Below are 16954 nucleotides of genomic sequence, written 5' to 3' on the forward strand. Positions count from 1 at the left end.
CTGCGCTGTGCGCCCGGTGTATCGGCACCGGGCGCACAGCGCATGCCGTTCGGCCGTACCGAAGGGGTCAGGCCCGCTCGGGCACCCGGAGGTTGCGCCACTGCCCGGCCATGCCCTGGCCGCGCAGTGAGACGCTGCGTCCGTCGTGCAGGGGATGCAGTGTGAACAGCCCCATGCCGACGCGCAGGGTCGGCGGAACTTCGATGTCGCGTGCTTCGTAGGTGAGTCGGTCGTCGATGTACCAACTGGCCTGGCCGGCTTCACGGTCGAAGACGATGGCGTACTCGTGGAACTCGGTGGGGTCGATCGTGAGGCCCGACAGGGGTGCCTCCACGAACCAGGTGAAGGCACTGGCCGGGTCGAACCCGGGCAGCCTGAGCCGTTCGTGGATGGCGTAGGTACGACGGCTGGTGGCGGCATGATCGAAGATCATCGCGGTCTCGTAGTCGATCAGGTTGAAGCTCGCGAACGCGTCACGGAAGTCGTCGGGGTTACCACCGATGTTCTCGACGGCCATCTCCACCGAGAAGACGGTCTCCCCCTGCGCTGCGACCTGGAAGGCGGAGGTGCTGGCCACCAGGTGCTTGGGGTTGTCGCAGATCTGGAGGGTGTCGTGGAACCGCTCGTACTTCTCGACCCGGAGTTGCAGCGTGCCACCGTCGATCGTGGTCTTCGCGGTGGGCTCCTCCAACGTCCAGAATCCGCCCTCGGCCAAGGGGTTCGTCTGGATCGCCCAGCGCTGCGGGTCGAGTTCCGGCTGCTGGAAGTCGTCGTAGGCGTCTATTGCGCGTGTCATTTCGCTGACTCCGTGGTCTCTGAGGGGTGCACGTCGAACTGGCTGGTCTCCATCAGCCGGCTGACCGCGAGCGCGGCCGGGGTGGGACGCATCGGCGAGCGGGTTTCGAGCAACCAGGCCACATAGCCGTCCGGGACGTTCTCGTCCGGCCCTTGGTGGATGACCCCCTTGGGGGTGAACATGACCGTCCCGGGCACATTGACTGCGCCGTAAGTGCCGGGCCCTGCGGCATAGACGATGATCTCGTCGTAGTCGGCGTTGTGATGGACGGGTGAGCGGGTCGCCGGCCGGGCACCGAGGTAGTAGACGAGTGTCCGGGTCGTCTCGTCGTCGATCAGTCGACCGGGCGGGAGGGAGCCTACCGGGACGGAGATTCCCTGTACGTGGTTGAGGTTGAACCGCTGGACCATCGGGGGTCCGGCCACGGCGACCACCGGCACCGGGTCGTGGGCGTAGAAGTACGACGTGGTTTCGTCGCCGTGCCTGACGAGGACCTCGTACTCCCCTGGCTCCGGTGCGGGCGCCTGGTCGATCGCCGGGATGTCGAGGTGCATCCCGATGTTGAGCACGCCAGGGTTGTCCGGCTTCACTTCCAGTCGGCTGTCGGAGGCGACGATCAGCAGCTGAAGGTCTTCCACCCGGGTCAGGCGGTAGATGACTGCGCGCGGGATGAGTACGAAGTCGCCCTGGCTCAGATCCAACACACCGAAGTTGGTCTCCAGCCGGGCCGAACCGGAGAGTACGAAGTGGAGTTCGTCCATGAACACGTTCCGCAGCGCGAACGGCGTTGGCTCCTGACGGTGCCAGGCTTCGAGCCGGACGTCATCCGCCACCAGGACGGGCTGCGGCAGGGACCGGGGGTCGGCGAACAACGCGGGGTCGAGTTCCGCGGTGTCAATCCGGCGGGGCACGTAGTCGCCCTTGACCGCGGTGTAGTCGGGTGCGTAGTGGTGGCGGACGAGCATGGTGGCGGGTCCGGCGAACCCATTGCGGCTGTACAGGTCCATGAACGGTTCCGTGGACATGGCTACCTCCTCGATGCGGTGGTGAGGGTGCTGTCGTCGGCCTTGCGCGGTGCCATGCCGATCATCTGGCGCATTTCGTCTGCGGTGGCGAGGCGGCGGCCGAGTACCTCCGCGGTCGCCTTGGCACGCTCGACCATTTCCACACTGCTGCTCAGCAGTTCGTTGCGGTGCGGGAAGCGGTAGGCCGCGTCCTCGGTGCCGACACGGACGTGCAGTCCAAGCAGCATGGCCTGGGTCGCCAGGTAGTGGCCGGCCCGCCCGGCGGCGCAGACCTGGATGAACGCGTCCGCGTCGATCTCCCGGATCCGGTCCACGATCTGGATCAGTTCGAAGGCCATCGCCTTGGGGTGGGCCAGATAGGTCGCGAGCCGGTCGGTGGCATCGTTGTAGGGATAGCCGATCAGGATGATCCAGCAGCTCGGGCCGGGCAGGATCCCCTTGGAGAGGACCAGCCGATTGGCGAGGTCGACCTCGGCGGTGGAGTGGATGGCGAAGAAGACCTGTCCGCCCTGGGAGGCGGCGACCTGAGCGGCCGACTCCATCCACTGGACCGGGAAGTTCGGCGCCATCGGGGCGGTCTCGGCGAGCCCTGTTGAGATGGGGAAGACGTTCTCCGCAAAGTTCTCGCCGCGCAGGATGTTGGCATCGCGCACCCAGTCGCGACGGGTCCTCTCGTCGATGCCCGAGATGATCTTCGAGTAGCTCTCCGGAACGGACAGGCCCGACTCCTGGATGGCGGGGATGCCACCGAAGTCGATGTGAATGCCGCACGCGCCCGCGTCGATGGAGTCAACGGCTGACTGCACGAAGCTGTCGTAGTCCACCGCGTACTGCAGCGGCGCATCTTCGTCCAGATCCCGGACGATCCGCCCGGAGACCGCGGCCGTCACCGCCACCACGTCGGGAATGTCCCACGGCGGCTGGACCTCCGGCGCCGGCGGTGCGTCCATCTCGCGGACGTCGCGTGCGTCCTCAAGTTCCTTACGGCTGGGAAGGCTGTTCCAGTCTTTACTGAGGTCGAACATGAGGCCGCCCTTCTTGTCTCTGGTGGCTCCCGGCGGGTCCGACCCCGGCCCTTCGCACTCACCAGACCGTGTTACATATTCAAGTCACATATCAACAGTCTGTTAAATCGGTGTCAACCCCTTGGCCGGCTCCACATCCAACGACCACCCGATTCGGTGCATCGGGACGGGCCCATCGGGCGATCGATCACCGTGGTGAGGACACACTCCGCCCCATCCGCGGCGACTGCGTGTGTGCGTGGAGGGAGGTTCCCTCATCGGCGAAATGTCGGGCCGCGCTCGGCCACATCCCGCAGATGTGTCCCCGAGCGGAGCCCGTGCGCGACGCTACGGCCCTTTCGGACGGGTGCCGAGGCGACCCAGGGAGCGGTCCAGAAGTGTCACCACAAGAGACAGCGCGGCGACGGCGAGCATGAACAGGGCGAGTCGATGCAAAGCACCGGTGTCCGCTCCGGCACCGTAGAACGCGGCGGTGGCCGCGGCCGAGGACATCGCGCCGACGTAGGTGGAAGTCCGCAGCAGCCCTGCGGAAGATCCCAGACGTTCCCGATCGGCCTGGTAGTACATCGCACTCTGCACGGCGAGGCCGGTCAATCCCTGGGAGACGCCCATCACGGCGGCGACGGCGAGGAGGAGCCAGAGGGCACTGGCCGAGTCGATCAGAAGCAGCAGGGCACAGGCCGCGAGCTGGGCGATGCCACCCAGGACGAGCTGTCCGCGCACGGCGCCCTTGCGACGTCCACTGAGGGCGGACGCGGTGACCGCGGCCAGGAACAGCGGCAGCAGCAGGAGCCCGACTGCGGGAGCCGACAGCCCTCGCCCCTCCCCCAGCCACTGGGCGTACCCGTACAGGAAGCAGTAGCACACGGCCGTGGCCAGCAGATTCCGAAGGTAGGTGGCGAGCAGGGGGATGTTGCCGCGGAGCATGCGCAGATCGATGAAGGGCTTCGTCGCCCGTAGTTCGCGGATTGTGAGGGCGACCGCCGCCGCGCCGGCCAGCACGGGCAGGTACCAGTGGGCGGCCCGCGGGCTCATCAGGAACAGGAGCAGGGCGAGCAGGGTCGCGGCGAAGAGCGTCATGCCCGAGAGGTCCGGTCTGGCGGGTCGTCGGTCGTCGGCCGGATGTTCGAAACGGGAAGCCTTGGGCAGGCGTAGCGCCCCGAGGGCGAGGCAGGCTGCCGCCAGCGGGATGTTGATGGCGAAGGTGGCCCGCCAGCCGCCCAGCCCGATGAGTAGGCCGCCGAGTGTGGGACCGACGACGGAGACGCTCTGACCTGCGATGGCGAGCAGCGTCAGGACCCTGCCCGGGCTGTCTCGGCCGGTGCGCTCGGCCTCACTGGCGATGAGGTGCATCGCGGCCGGGTAGCCGGCGCAGGTGCCCAGACCCAGCAGGATGCGGGCGACGATCAGGATGCCGAGATTGGGGGCGAGGACGCCGAGGAGTCCGGCGAAGCCGACCAGTCCAGCGCCGAGGAGGAAGAGCCGGCGGGGGCCGTGCACGTCGATCAACCACCCGGCGACGGGCTGGCCGACCGCCGCGGCCAGATAGAGGGCGGAGACCAGCCATGCGGTCTGCGAGGGCAGTGCGCCGAGGGCCTCCCCTATCGGCACGAGCGAGACCGCGACGATGGACGAGTTGAGCGGGTTCAAGACCGCTCCGAGCACCAGCGGGGCGATCAGGCGGCGGTCGAACGCCTCCTGGGGGCGGGCCCGGCGGGTGCGTGGGACGCGAGCCGAACGGGTGCGTCGGCATCTCACGGCCCGCCTCTTCTCCGCAGGGCGCCTGGTCGAGTCGCTCGTACGACGACCACCGCCCTCAGCGGTCGATCCGGCGCAGTCCGGAGCGGTAGTGCGCGCCAGCTTCGACGTAGCTGCGGATCGCGGAGTCCAGCCATGCCGGGTCGATGCGGCGCTTCCGTAGCGTCACGGGCACCCCGAGCGCCATGGTGTCCGGTGGAACTTCGAACCCCTCCGGCACCAGGGCCGCGGCGCCCACCACCGCGCCGGTGCGCACCACGGCCCGGTTGAGGGTGACCGAGCCGGAGCCGATGAGGCAGCGGCGCTCCACGGTGCAGCCCTCCAGATGGGCGTTGTGCCCAACGACGCATTCGGGGCCGATCACGGTGGGCCACTGCTCGGTGGTGTGCAGAACCGTTCCGTCCTGGATCGAGGTTCGCGGGCCCACCTCGATGTATCCACCGTGATCGCCGCGCAGCACGGCGCCCGGCCAGATCGTGGCGTCCTCGCCGATGGAGACCCGTCCGATGACGACGGCGTCCGGGTGGACATAGGCCCTGGGGTGGATCTGGGGTTCATCGGCTCCGAGAGCGTAGACGGGCATGAGACGTCCTCCTCGGTGGCTTCCCGACGGAAGCGGGAGCGGCGGAGCGGCCGGGCCGAGGGGCGCAGGCCGGGATCATCACTGAATTAACGTTCTGAACATACCCGACTTATGAATGTAACAACATCGGTTGGGTGGCGTTCGACTGCCCGACGCACTCGGGTGGGATTCAGGGCGCTAGGCGGCGCGGCGATGAGGGCATGCGGGGCCGCATCCGTACCCCGACAAAAAACCGCCACCCGGACGGGAGTGGCGGCGCTGGTACGGGTGGGATCGGTTCTCAGTCGTGAGCGGGGCCCGGTCGCTTCGTGGCTGCCGTACCTGCGGCGGGCGGGCACGCGCCTGCGACAGCCCTGTGCCGTACAGGGCTGTCGCCGCGGTCGGGTCCGGGACGGCTGCGAGTCGCTCAGTCCAGCCATTCCCGCAGCAGCCGCTGCCAGGAGGCATCGAAGCGTTCCCATTCCTCGCGCAGCACCCGGGCAGGCCAGCGGGCGGGCGCCAGTTCATCGGGGAGCAGCGGATCGTCCGCAAAGTGATGGGTCACCGCGGCGGCCACCATGAATCCGGGGGCCAGTGCCTCGACGACACAGGCGTCCAGGTCCGTCTGGGTACGGGCCATCGACGAGCGCAGGGACTGGGCGAGACGCTGCCAGGCCCGCAGGTCCCAGAGTCGGCCGACCAGATCGGCGGGGTCCTGGCTACCGGAAGCGACCATCGTCTCGCACTGGCGCCCGACGATGGCCCGGTCCTCGGCGAGCCGCAACGGATCGAGGTTCCTCGGCCGCATCCACAGTCCCTCGCGGTACTCGCCCAACCGCAGATTGTGCATCGCCCCGCGCAGGGCCACCCGGTCGCCGGCGTTGCGGCGGTCCAGCCGCACCATCTCCAGTTCGAAGTTCCCGTCCCAGGGGAGCATCTCGGGAACCCGGCTCATCGACTGCCGGACGCGCCGGTCCGCGAGCCGGCCCGCGAGGGTGTAGCGGCCGTCGCTCATCTCCAACTCCCCGCCGGCCATCATGCGGGAGAGGGTGACCCGTGCGGTGGTGTCCGGCACACCGAAGAGGCCGCAGAACCGCACCACTTGGCGGCTGGTCAGACCGGCCGGATCGCTGCCGAGCAGCGCGGACGCGATGATCGAGCGAGCCTTGAGCGGTCGCAGACCGAGGTCCCGCCACATCAGTTGGTACTGCGAGACCTCGTTCGGGGTGGTTCCTCCCGTCGTCCCGGTCATCGTGGCGGACCACCGGCCGATGCGCCCCGGTGCCGATCAGTCGGTACCGGTGGGGAGTGGTGTGGGGGGGTCGTCATCATGGGGTCCGTCTCGGTTCTGCTCTTGCGGTACTCGGTCATTGCGGGCAGCGGTCCTGAGTGTGAGGTGGCACTTTACCGCCGCCCGCGCCGGGCGGTTCTCGGTGTCCCCACGGTCAGATCCTGGCCGATGTCATCGAGCTCGGCGCGAAGAGGGACTCGGGTTCGATCTGCGAGGGGATGAGCCCCTGCTCGTGGGAGTAGCGGATGAACGTCCGTAGCGTCTCTCGGTTGCGCTCGATGCCGTACGGCCAGTAGTCACCGGAATCCTCGGACCCGAGGAGTTCCCGCGCCTCTTCGGCGGCGGCGGTCATCCAGGGGAGGCTGTACTTGAGGGCGGTCGTCTCTCTCAGTTCGGCGAGCGCCCGCTGCTTGGACTCTTCGAACGCCTTGGTGAGCGATTGCGCGGCCCAGGGGTGGGCCTGGAGGACGTCCTGTCTGATGACCACGGTGTGCATGATCGGGAAAATGCCCGTCGCCTTGAAGTACTCCTTCTCCACCTGGACATAGTCCTCGAACAGCCGCCGTACGTTCGGGGAGCGCCGGGCGAAGGAGGACGGCATGTGTGCGGTGTACAGGGCATCGATCTCGCCCGATTCGAGCATGTCGGACAGGGTCCGATCGTCTCCGATGGGCTCGACCACGATGTCGTCCGGCAGGTCCATGGGCTGCTCGCGCCGGCCGGGCTGCTCCAGGCCCCCGGTGGCGTAGCGGACGCTGTTGACCGGGACCCCGTAGTGGTCGGCCAGCATCCCCTTGATCCAGACCGCGGCCGTCATCTGGTACTCGGGGCATCCGACGCGCTTGCCCACCAGATCGGCCGGTTTCTCGATACCGCTGTCGGCGTTGACGTAGATACAGGAGTGCCGGAACATCCGCGAGGGGAAGACGGGGATGGCGGTGAACGGCCGGTCCTCCAGGTCCGCCAGCCGGGTGTACCAGGACAGGGACATCTCGGACACTTCAAAATCGCCGAAGTGGAGCATGCGGAACGCGCTCTCCGGCATCATCAGCGGTAGATAGGTGAGCTCGATGCCCTCCGGCCGTACCGACTCATCCTGGAGTGCTCTGGTGCGGTCGTAGTCCCAGCAGGCGAGCGTCATCGGGATTCTGGCCATCGTTCACCTCTTCTGATCGTGACGGTCGGTGTGGTCGGGGCGGGCTCCGGGGTCACCACGGGTAGAACCCCCGGCCGGTCTTACGGCCGAGATCGCCATCGGCGACCATGCGGCGCAGTAGTTCGGGTGGCTCGAATCGGCCGCCGAGGGTCTCGTACAGATGCTCGGCGATACCGAGCCGGACATCGAGTCCGACGAGATCGGTCAGCCTCAACGGGCCGACCGGATGGCGGTATCCCAGGACCATGGCGGTGTCGATGTCCTCGGCGGAGGCGACGCCCTCCTCGACCATGCGGATCGCTTCGAGTCCCAACGCAACGCCGAGCCTGCTGGTGGCGAAGCCCGGTGAGTCCCGGACCACCACGGGCGTCTTGCCCATCGTCCGGACCCAGCCGACCGCCCTGGCCACGACATCGGACGCCGTGGCACTGCCGGTGACCACCTCGACCAGACGGCTGGCGGGCACCGGATTGAAGAAGTGCAGTCCGATGAACCGGCTCGCGGGCGGCGCGGCGAGGGACAACTCGTCGATGGAGAGACTGCTGGTGTTGGTCGCGATGACGGCCGCTGCGTCGACGGCACGGGCGATGGCCCCGATCACCTTGGTCTTCAGGGCCGGTGCCTCCGAGACCGCCTCGATCACGAGTCCGGCGGACCCGATGCCGTCGATGGACGTGGTGGTCTGGAGCCCGGCCAGGGTCCGGTCCACCGTGCCGTCCAGGGTGCCCCGCTCAGCACTGTGCTCCAGCGCGCGGGCCACCCTTGCCCGGGCTGCCGCCGCGGCGTCGTCGTCGGCCTCGACCAGTACCACGGTGCTGCCCGCGAGGAGCAGGGCGTGGGCGATGCCCGCACCCATCCTGCCCCCGCCGACGACGGCCGTCTCGGAGGGCAGTGTCACCACGGGGATCGGCTCAGACGGTTCCATGGATCCGCCCCACCGCAGTGGCCGGCTCCGGGACACCGCGAGCGAAGTCTGCGATCAACCGATTCAGCTGCCCGCTCGCGTCGACCGGTACCAGATGGGCGGCGCCCTCCACGAGCACCAGGGTGGCGTCCGGCATGGCCTCGGCGAGTTCCGCGCCGACCTCGGGGGGCACCACCCGGTCCTGCGTCCCGTGGACCACCAGGGCGGGTGCCGTGACCGGAGCGGCCACGGACAGGGGCTCCCAGCGGGACAGTTGCTCGACCGCTTCCAGTGCAACCGGCAGGGGTGTGCCCGCGAACATGCGGCCCAGCCAGTCCACCGTGGCATCCGAAACGTCCTCGGCGCAGATGGCACGTGCGGACCGAGCCGCAAAGCCGGGCCAGTCCCGCAGCATGGACCGCGGCATCTTCTCGTACGGGGCTGTCGCCGCACTGGGCACCCCGATCAGCACCAGTCTTCCGACCGATCCGGGGTGGGTGGTCGCGAGTTCCATCGCCACCGCGGCTCCATAGGCGAATCCGACCACCGTGACCGCTGTTTCCGGCAGGTCCGGCAGGTCCGGCAGGTCCGGCGGTTCTGCCAGTTCTGCCAGTAGATCCGCGAGGTCGGCGGCATGCCGGTCCAGGGAGTAGGGGCCGGCCAACTCGGTGGATTCGCCGAAACCGGCGAGGTCCACGGTGACCACGGTGAAGGAGTCCGCGAGCGCAGCTTCCTGATACATCCACATCCGCCGGTCCAGGCACCAGCCGTGCACGAACAGCACCACCGGTCCCTCGCCCCGGCGCTGGTAGTCCAATCCGCGCCGCGAGGTGAACCGCACGCGCCGGCGCAGCTCCTCTTCGTACCGTCCGGTCATGAGGTGAGTCCCCTTCCTGTTCTTGCCCACTCCTGCACCGCGCGGGTCTGGAGCTTGCCCACCTGATCGCGTGGCAGTGCCGCCACGAACTCGATGCGCCGGGGGTACTTGTAGGGCGAGATCGCCCCCTTCACATGGGCCTGCAACTGGCTCACCAGAAGCGAGGAGGGCGGATAGCCGGGTGCCGGGACGACATAGGCGGTGACGACCTCCTGCCGCTCCGGATCGGGCGCCCCCACGACGCACACGTCCCGAACTCCGGGATGGCTGCCGAGGGCAGCCTCCACCTCGGCCGGCACCACCTTGTAGCCGGCGGTGCTGATCATGAAGTCGGTACGACCGAGATAGGTGGCGTTGCCCGAGGGTTCATAGCGGATCAGATCGTCCGCGAGCGTCCAGCCCTCCACCACGTCGCGGCGCTGGAGCTCGGGGCGCCGCCAGTAGGTGAGTCCGCTCGGGCCGCGCACGGCGAGCCTGCCGACCGTTCCGTCGGCGACTTCCTGGACTCCTGACGCGGTGTCCGACTCCACGGCGAGTGCGGTGTATCCCGGGGACGCCCGACCCAGTGAGGCGGGCTCGAACCCCTCCCCGGCCCTGGGGGCCAGCGCCCAGCCCGCGAACGCGGTGCTGCCGAAGTTGTTCATCAGTTCGAGGCCACGGCTGCGCCACTGTTCGCGTACGGGCGAGGGCCCGGAGGTCTGCCACATGGCGAAGGCGCGGTGGAGCGACGACACATCGAGGGAGGGGTCCCGTTCGAGCGCGGAGGCCAGTCCGGACCAGGCGATGGCCACGGCCGTGAAGGTGCCCACCCGGTGGCGCCCGATGGCTCGGGCGACGCTCTCCGGGTCCGCGTAGCGCTCGATGAGCACGGCGGTGGCACCGTGCAGCAGGGTGAAGTTGGTGTGGTAGATGAAGCCGAGCGCGTGGCCGATCGGGGCCGCCGCGGCCCAGACCTCGCCCGACCGCACACCGGTGGCCAGCCCGGTCGCATGGCCGGCGAGCAGAAACCGCCGGTGGGTGTGGTAGCAGGCTTTCGGTTGGCCCGTGGTGCCGCCGGTGTGCCAGACGAGGGCGACGTGGTCGCCGGACCTTGGCGGTACGGCGAGCCGGCCCGACACCGGCTCCACCAGCCTCGCCCAACTGGTGTACGGGGAGGACTCCTCCCCCGGTCCGAAGACGATGACCTGCTCGACCGTTCCGCCGTCGACGGCCGCCGCGAGGTGTTCGGGCTCGGGGTCGTCGGCGTACGCAATGACGAAGCGCGCCTCGACATCGTCCAGGAAGTAGCGCAGTTCGGCGCCCTTGGCCTGGACGGGGGTGGGGACGACGACACCGCCCGCCTTCCAGATCGCGATCGCGGCGACCACGGCTTCAGGGCGGTTGGGCGACCGGATCGCCACCCGGTCGCCGAGCCGCAGGCCCCGGCCCAGTAGGGCGCCTGCGAACCGGTCGCTCTCGCGGGACAGATCGGTGTAGGTCCACCGCCGTCCGCTCTCGTGGTGGATCAGCGCGGTGGCGGCGCCAAGCCCGGCGGCCACCTGACGGTCGGACAGTTCCACCCCGACGTTGACCTGCTCCGGGACGGGCGCCCCGAGGACCTCGGTGTACATCGGCTGTAGCTCGGGCGGGACGAGGTAGTGATCCGGGATGCTCGTGCCCACCGGGTAGACGTCTCCCATGGGGTGCTTCCCTCCAATCCTTCGTGGTTCCTGGCGCGGGCCGTCTCCCATGGCCCCCTGGTGCAGGGCCTGGTCCAACGGCTCAGGCGGTCCTTCGGTGGGGAGCGGTCAGTGGGGCCACGGGGTGAGCGCGCGTGTCGCGAACGCCTTGCTCATCCCGACCGTGGCCGCGGTCAGATCGGCCCCCGCCGCCAGAACGCACCGGTCGGGGCGTACGACGACGATGTCAGCGCCGCGGCGGTCCATCCACCGAGACACGGGCTCACCGGTGGGGCCCAGCTCATCGAGGGTGACCGACACCGAGTCGTCGAAGGAGTTCCACCAGCCCGCCGTTCCCTCAAGCAGCGCCCGGGTCCTGGCGACGACGAGGAAGCGATCGCCGACCTCATCGTCCAGTCGGGTGCCGCCGGTCAGGGTCGGCTGGGGAAAGAGGCTGCCGCCACCCTCGTGGACGAGAGGGCCGGGCGTCAGCGCAGGCAGTTGGAATCCGAGCGGACGGGAGTTCTCACCGGAGAGCAGCCGCCGGTCCCGCTCCGCGGCCTCTTCGATGTCACGGGTACCGACGAAGCGGCCGAACTCGACGGCGGACTGCACCACGCTGCGCACATGGGGCGCGCGTTCCCCTTCATAGGTGTCCAGCAGTTCGGCCGACATCCTGCCGCGGAGGACCCGGGCGAGTTTCCAGGCGAGGTTGGCCGCGTCCCGGAGCCCTGAGCACATGCCTTGTCCGAGGAAGGGCGGCATCTGGTGCGCCGCGTCGCCCGCGAGCAGGATGCGTCCCTTCCGCCAGGAGCGGGCGCTCAGCCCGTGGAAGGTGTAGACGGCGCTGCGTTCGACGTCGAACCGCAGATCGGGGAAGACGGGTGACAGCAGCCGTTCCAGGGAGGGCCGCGCCATGAGGGCGGCGGGCTCGTCCCCGGGCAGCAACATGAATTCCGCCCGGTAGCGACCGCCGGGTATGGGGTTGGCCACGTACGGGCGGCGTGGATCACAGACCTGTATCGCCTCGGTGAGGAGGTCTTCGCGGCCCAGTCGATCGACCAGGTCCAGGACGAGCCATTCCTCGTCGAAGCCCAGGCTGTCGAGGGCGACGCCCATCATCTGGCGAACCGGGCTGGCTGCCCCGTCGCATCCGATGAGCCAGTCCGCCTCGATCCGTTCCGTATCACCGCTCGTGTGGTCGAGGCACTCGACGGTGACACCGTCGGGTCCGCTGTCCAGTGCGGTCATCTCCAAGCCGCGCCGTACCTCCACGCTCTCCATCGCCGTGACGACACGTTCCAGGACGCGATCGAAATCGGGCTGGTAGAAGTACATGCTCGCGGGCAGCCCCGAAACGCTTCCCTGGTCCCCCGGCACCTGGATGAGCCTGCGGAGCGAGGCGTCCATGAGGGCGAGGCCGCGGTTGGGCAGCATCCGTGGCAGCAACTCGTCCAGGCAGCCGAGTTCCTGGAGGGTCCGTAGACCGGTGTGATCGATGTGGGCGGCCCGGGGCAGGGGATAGACATCGGTGGACTTCTCCACCACGAGGACCCGGACACCACGCCGACCGAGCAGACCCGCCATCGCCATGCCGACCGGCCCGAAGCCGATGACGGCCACTTCGTAGCGAGCGTTCACCTTCCGCCCCCTTCCAGAATCGTCACGGCCAGTGCAGCGGTGTCGTCGAGCGCCAGGCCGCCCGCGTTCTCGGCGAGCGCCCAGCGCGCGCCCGGCACCTGGCGGGTGGTCGCACGGCCGCGTAGCTGACCTACCAGCTCACTGATCTGGGCCAGTCCGGTGGCGGCGACCGGATGGCCGCGTGACTCCAGACCGCCACTGGTGTTCACGGGCAGCCGCCCACCGAGGGCGGTTGCCGACTCGGCCACCAGGTCGGAGCCCTCGCCGGGGCCGCAGAATCCGAGTTCCTCATAGGCGAGCAGTTCATTGAACGAGATCGAATCGTGCACTTCGGCCACGTCGATGGAGTCGGGAGTGACGCCCGCCCGCCGGTAGGCCCGTTCAGCGACCCGGCTCAGTGCGGACCGTCCGTCCACCACTCCGCCCATACCGATCGCACAGGCGCGTACCCACACCGGTGATTGGCTGGGGGTGACATTGCGTTCCGCGGTCACGACCACCGCGGTGGCACCGTCGCCGATGGGTGCGCACATGAGTGCGCGGATCGGTTCCGCGACGGGCCGGGAGGCGAGCACCTGCTCCACGGTCAGCGGGGCGCGGTACTGGGCCAGTGGGTTGTCGGCAGCATGACAGCGGTTCTTGACACTGATGCGGGCCAGCGTCTCGGCGGTCAGCGGTTGCCGTGCCGCGTACGCCGCGAGTCGCGGCGGGTACACCGTTGTGACGAAGACGCTCTCCCGACCGACGTCGATGCCGGACGCCCGGACGACATCGATGTCGGCGGCACCGTTCAGCGCTCGGTAGGTGGCCGTACGGTCCTCGCTGAACAGCTTCTCCACACCGAGCACGAGCACGGTGTCCGCATCGCCGGAGCGGATCGCCTGACAGGCCAGGGCGAGCGCGGACGAGGACCCGGCGCAGGCGTTGTCGATGTTGAAGACCGGGAGGCCGGTCATCCCCATGTCACGGAGGATCGTCTGACCGACGACGCTGACCTGACCGGTGATCACGGAGGCCATCGCATTGGCCACGAACGCCATGTCCAGGTCAGCGGGCTCCAGCCCCGCGTCCCTCAGTGCCGCGGTCACGGCCTGGGCGCCCAGGGACTTCAGGGAGCGGTCCAGGTGCTTTCCGAAGGGGGTCATTCCAGTGCCGATGATCGCCGGGGCGCTCCCCGGGGCGGTGGTCACCGTGACGTCTCCCGTGCCGTTGGTCGCCGAGACACCCATGGCCTCCTATCCGAATCGCTTGGTGAAGGACTCGACGCCGGGCAGGAAGTTCCCGCGCCTCATCGCGTCCCAGTGCAGGGAGTGGTCGAGTTCAAGGGCCTCGGCCAGCGGCAGTTCACGACCGGTGAACACGGCGCGCCGGGCGGCCGAGAGGCCCACGCGCCCCGCGCGTCGCGCGGCGGTGACGGCGAACTCCTCGGTGGTCGTGAGGAGCCCGTCCGGTTCGCACAGCACATCGACGAGCCCCAACTCCGCCCCCTTGCGGGGATCGACGGGCTCGGCGTGCAGCATGAAGTGGAGGGCGCGGGAGGGTCCCATCAGCCGGCTCAGATACTGGGCGCCTCCGCCACCGCTCGGCAGTACCCCGAACAGCTTCATCTCGGGTGCACCGAGCTTGAGTCCGTCACGGTCCGCGACAAAGCGCAGATCGCAGGCTGCGGCGAGCTCCAGTCCGCCGGCCAGGGCATGGCCCCCGATCGCGGCGACGGTGAGCAGTGGGCCGCGGCGCAGACGTAGACAGAGTTCACGAAAGCGATCCATGGTCCGGTTGAACTCCGCGAGGAGGTGTTCCAATCCGTGTTCGGCGACCGTCGTGGCCATCCAGGAAGCGTCGGCCCCGGCAGAGAAGACGGACAACCCGCTGGTGAGGACGACTGCGGCGACCGCCGGATCGGTGACGGCAGCGTCGTAGCGCGCATTGAGCGCATCGATGAAGGCGGGGTCGATCGCGTTGACCGGTGGCGCGTTCATCGTCCAGATCTGGACGCCTTCCGCCGACCGCACGGACACGATGTGATTCAGGTCCGACATGCGTCAGCTCCTTGTTCCGAAACTGCCCGGATAGGGAACCGTCCAGGCCGTTGCGGTTGATGCCTCGTGGACCGTTGCAGGCCCTCCAGCAGGGCAACCGCCCCCCGAAACGCGAATTCGGGGGGCGGGTTCCACAACAGCGAGCTTAACATTCTCGCGACATGTGACGTCAATACGTAACAACATTTGTGGTCCGGACGTCACACGGCCATCCGTACGCTTCACCCCCGGCGCTGCCGCACCACTCCCGCGGACCCGGTCGCCGTCAGCCCATCGACGACCATTGACGACCATCGACGGCCCTGAGGGAAGCGCCCCTCGCACCCCCGCGTACGCCCGAGGCGGTCCCGAAGGCGGACCGGGTGTCGATCCCGCCGGCAACAGGAATCCAAAGATCTTCGAGCCGACTACTGTCCGGATGAATTCGGTCACGGGATGATGTGGTCACGCATCAGACGGGCCGCACGGTCCTGCCCCCTGAACGTGGTCCGCCGGGATCGGCGCGTACGCATGGAATGCCCCAGCTGCTCCGAGGGCCTGGCGAGAAGAACCCACTCCCGAGGGAGACCTGCGCCATGGCACGCCACCAACCCAACCGCCGACTCGCCACCCTGCTCGACGAGGCCGACTGGAACCCGGCCGAACTGGCCCGCGCCGTCAACAGCCTGGGCCAGGCACAGGGACTGGCCCTGCGGTACGACCGCACATCGGTGGCCCACTGGCTGACCGGGTCCCGACCCCGACCGCCCATACCCGACCTGGTCGCCTCGGCGTTCAGCCGCCGCAGCGACCGTCTCGTCACCACGGAGGAAACGGGCCTTGCACACCCCGGACGCCAGAGCGACGACTCCTTGCCAGAGGGCCCGGAGGGGACCGACGACGTGGTGAACGAACTGACCATCCTCAGCCGCGCCGATGCCGACCCCGCGCGCCGCGCGCCCCTCATCCGTCCTGCCTACAACATCGCCCCACCTTCGACACCGAACTGGACGTCCGAGCACCCCACCGTCGCGGCACCACGCCGTTCGGGCAACCGGGTCACACCACAGGAGGTTGAGACCCTCCAGGAGATGTCCCGCGTCTTCGCGAACCTCATGGAACGCCATGGCGGTGCACACGCCCGGTCGGCGCTCGCGACCTACCTCACCGACGACACCAGCCGTCTTCTCCTCGCACCCGCCACGCCGTCACTTCGTCGGCAACTCTTCACCGGCGCGTCGCAACTCACCCATCTACTGGCCCGGATGACCATGGACGCCGGGTATCCGAGTCTGGCCCAGCGCTACTTCACGGCAGCCCTGCACCTCGCCCGCCAGGCCGAGGACCGACGGGTCTACGCGATCACCCTGCGGGCCATGAGCCTCCAGGCACTCCGGCTGGGGTTCCAGAAGAGGGCTTGGCAACTCGCCGACGCCGCCGTCGACACCGCGGGGCCATCGGCCGATCCGGCCACCCTCTCCTTCCTCCTGAGCCAACGCGCCGTCACCCACGCCTACTCCCAGCAGCGCCGCAAGGCCGTCGACGACCTCGCGGCTGCCGAGGTCCAGCACGATCGTGCCACCAGTCCCCCGGGGCCGTTCAGTTCCTACCCCAGGGCGGGGTTGGAATATCAGCGCGGTCAGATGCTCCTGGCGCTGGGGGACGCGACCCGGGCGGCCGAGGCCCTGGCGTCGTCGGCAGCGGCCCGCTCGGACGACCGGCATCGATCCAACGCCCTGACCCATGCGCGGCTCGCAGCGACGCTGCTGCCGCTGGGCCGTCTCGAAGAGTCCTGCCTGCACTGGCACGTCTTCCTCGACCACTACCCGAATCTCAGACTGGCGCCCGCGGAGCAGGCCCTCAGGCATCTACGCGAGTCCCTGCGCCCCTTTCGCCGTCAGACCCAGGCGGCCACAGTCCTCCATCGGGCTCGCGCGGTCACCCGAACGAGTCCAGACCGCTGAGCCGACCACCGGACGGGGACTGCTGGTTGACGACTCCCCCGGGGGCATCGGCGTCATCACACTCATGGGAACGGGCGGGCACCCGACAGTTGATAAGCCAGGTGCAGGGCACATTCAGACGTCCTGCCAAGCTCCTGGGCTCGGGAATGACCCTGATGGGCTCTCCCGACGCTCCTAGAGGACTGAACGCAAAAGGGTCATCCATGCCCGATGTCTAACGCACGCCTGCGGCGGCGTGGTCCGTCCGTCCGACGCCTCACGGAGAACCACCCGCAAAAT

At 68.8% G+C, this 16954-nt stretch carries 14 protein-coding genes; 1 reads left to right on the plus strand and 13 read right to left on the minus strand.

Translation table 11 applies throughout. The features are described 5' to 3' along the window. Positions 1 to 67: 67 nt before the first annotated feature. The 13 genes from OID54_RS02230 to OID54_RS02290 form a co-directional block, all read right to left on the minus strand. On the minus strand, positions 68 to 796 hold the full coding sequence (locus OID54_RS02230; RefSeq protein ID WP_329013096.1) for a DUF6081 family protein: 729 nt from the start codon (positions 794 to 796) through the stop codon (positions 68 to 70). Beyond that, positions 793 to 1821, minus strand: a complete 1029-nt coding sequence (locus tag OID54_RS02235; protein ID WP_329013099.1) for a hypothetical protein — start codon at positions 1819 to 1821, stop codon at positions 793 to 795. The genes OID54_RS02230 and OID54_RS02235 overlap by 4 nt, the downstream gene beginning before the upstream one ends. Before the next feature lie 2 nt (positions 1822 to 1823). After that, positions 1824 to 2846 (minus strand): 3-keto-5-aminohexanoate cleavage protein, encoded by a 1023-nt coding sequence (locus OID54_RS02240; RefSeq protein ID WP_329013102.1) that lies wholly within the window; start codon positions 2844 to 2846, stop codon positions 1824 to 1826. A 327-nt stretch (positions 2847 to 3173) separates the two neighbouring features. Beyond that, a complete protein-coding gene (locus tag OID54_RS02245) occupies positions 3174 to 4604 on the minus strand; it encodes an MFS transporter (RefSeq protein ID WP_329013107.1) in 1431 nt (476 codons plus the stop codon). Between the two features lie 58 nt (positions 4605 to 4662). Further along, positions 4663 to 5187 carry a gamma carbonic anhydrase family protein gene (locus OID54_RS02250; RefSeq protein ID WP_329013110.1) on the minus strand — a complete coding sequence of 175 codons (525 nt, stop codon included), beginning with the start codon at positions 5185 to 5187 and terminating at the stop codon, positions 4663 to 4665. A 406-nt stretch (positions 5188 to 5593) separates the two neighbouring features. Beyond that, positions 5594 to 6418: a PaaX domain-containing protein, C- domain protein gene (locus OID54_RS02255; RefSeq protein ID WP_329013113.1), complete on the minus strand. Its 825-nt coding sequence runs from the start codon at positions 6416 to 6418 to the stop codon at positions 5594 to 5596. Between the two features lie 193 nt (positions 6419 to 6611). Further along, on the minus strand, positions 6612 to 7613 hold the full coding sequence (locus OID54_RS02260; protein ID WP_329013116.1) for an ABC transporter substrate-binding protein: 1002 nt from the start codon (positions 7611 to 7613) through the stop codon (positions 6612 to 6614). A gap of 52 nt (positions 7614 to 7665) precedes the next feature. Next, a complete protein-coding gene (locus OID54_RS02265) occupies positions 7666 to 8538 on the minus strand; it encodes a 3-hydroxyacyl-CoA dehydrogenase family protein (RefSeq protein ID WP_329013119.1) in 873 nt (290 codons plus the stop codon). Continuing rightward, complete coding sequence (locus OID54_RS02270; RefSeq protein ID WP_329013122.1) at positions 8525 to 9394, minus strand: alpha/beta fold hydrolase; 870 nt, start codon at positions 9392 to 9394, stop codon at positions 8525 to 8527. Before OID54_RS02270 ends, OID54_RS02265 begins: the two co-directional genes overlap by 14 nt. Beyond that, positions 9391 to 11073 carry an acyl-CoA synthetase gene (locus OID54_RS02275; protein WP_329013124.1) on the minus strand — a complete coding sequence of 561 codons (1683 nt, stop codon included), beginning with the start codon at positions 11071 to 11073 and terminating at the stop codon, positions 9391 to 9393. The genes OID54_RS02270 and OID54_RS02275 overlap by 4 nt, the downstream gene beginning before the upstream one ends. A gap of 108 nt (positions 11074 to 11181) precedes the next feature. Further along, positions 11182 to 12693 carry a bifunctional 3-(3-hydroxy-phenyl)propionate/3-hydroxycinnamic acid hydroxylase gene (locus OID54_RS02280; RefSeq protein WP_329013127.1) on the minus strand — a complete coding sequence of 504 codons (1512 nt, stop codon included), beginning with the start codon at positions 12691 to 12693 and terminating at the stop codon, positions 11182 to 11184. Next, positions 12690 to 13922 carry a thiolase family protein gene (locus OID54_RS02285; RefSeq protein WP_329013131.1) on the minus strand — a complete coding sequence of 411 codons (1233 nt, stop codon included), beginning with the start codon at positions 13920 to 13922 and terminating at the stop codon, positions 12690 to 12692. Before OID54_RS02285 ends, OID54_RS02280 begins: the two co-directional genes overlap by 4 nt. A 6-nt stretch (positions 13923 to 13928) precedes the next feature. After that, on the minus strand, positions 13929 to 14732 hold the full coding sequence (locus tag OID54_RS02290; protein ID WP_329013134.1) for an enoyl-CoA hydratase/isomerase family protein: 804 nt from the start codon (positions 14730 to 14732) through the stop codon (positions 13929 to 13931). Between the two features lie 575 nt (positions 14733 to 15307). Between OID54_RS02290 and OID54_RS02295 the strand changes: the two genes are divergently transcribed. Beyond that, complete coding sequence (locus tag OID54_RS02295) at positions 15308 to 16675, plus strand: hypothetical protein (RefSeq protein ID WP_329013136.1); 1368 nt, start codon at positions 15308 to 15310, stop codon at positions 16673 to 16675. Positions 16676 to 16954: the final 279 nt, after the last annotated feature.

Source organism: Streptomyces sp. NBC_00690, from assembly GCF_036226685.1.
GTDB lineage: Bacteria > Actinomycetota > Actinomycetes > Streptomycetales > Streptomycetaceae > Streptomyces.

Bases quoted from the DNA above. Each gene is read 5' to 3' on its own strand.
- OID54_RS02290 (WP_329013134.1), bottom strand. From the start codon at position 14,732: ATGTCGGACCTGAATCACATCGTGTCCGTGCGGTCGGCGGAAGGCGTC.
- OID54_RS02240 (WP_329013102.1), bottom strand. From the start codon at position 2,846: ATGTTCGACCTCAGTAAAGACTGGAACAGCCTTCCCAGCCGTAAGGAA.
- OID54_RS02235 (WP_329013099.1), bottom strand. From the start codon at position 1,821: ATGTCCACGGAACCGTTCATGGACCTGTACAGCCGCAATGGGTTCGCC.
- OID54_RS02265 (WP_329013119.1), bottom strand. From the start codon at position 8,538: ATGGAACCGTCTGAGCCGATCCCCGTGGTGACACTGCCCTCCGAGACG.
- OID54_RS02250 (WP_329013110.1), bottom strand. From the start codon at position 5,187: ATGCCCGTCTACGCTCTCGGAGCCGATGAACCCCAGATCCACCCCAGG.
- OID54_RS02295 (WP_329013136.1), top strand. From the start codon at position 15,308: ATGGCACGCCACCAACCCAACCGCCGACTCGCCACCCTGCTCGACGAG.
- OID54_RS02275 (WP_329013124.1), bottom strand. From the start codon at position 11,073: ATGGGAGACGTCTACCCGGTGGGCACGAGCATCCCGGATCACTACCTC.
- OID54_RS02230 (WP_329013096.1), bottom strand. From the start codon at position 796: ATGACACGCGCAATAGACGCCTACGACGACTTCCAGCAGCCGGAACTC.
- OID54_RS02255 (WP_329013113.1), bottom strand. From the start codon at position 6,418: ATGACCGGGACGACGGGAGGAACCACCCCGAACGAGGTCTCGCAGTAC.
- OID54_RS02285 (WP_329013131.1), bottom strand. From the start codon at position 13,922: ATGGGTGTCTCGGCGACCAACGGCACGGGAGACGTCACGGTGACCACC.
- OID54_RS02270 (WP_329013122.1), bottom strand. From the start codon at position 9,394: ATGACCGGACGGTACGAAGAGGAGCTGCGCCGGCGCGTGCGGTTCACC.
- OID54_RS02260 (WP_329013116.1), bottom strand. From the start codon at position 7,613: ATGGCCAGAATCCCGATGACGCTCGCCTGCTGGGACTACGACCGCACC.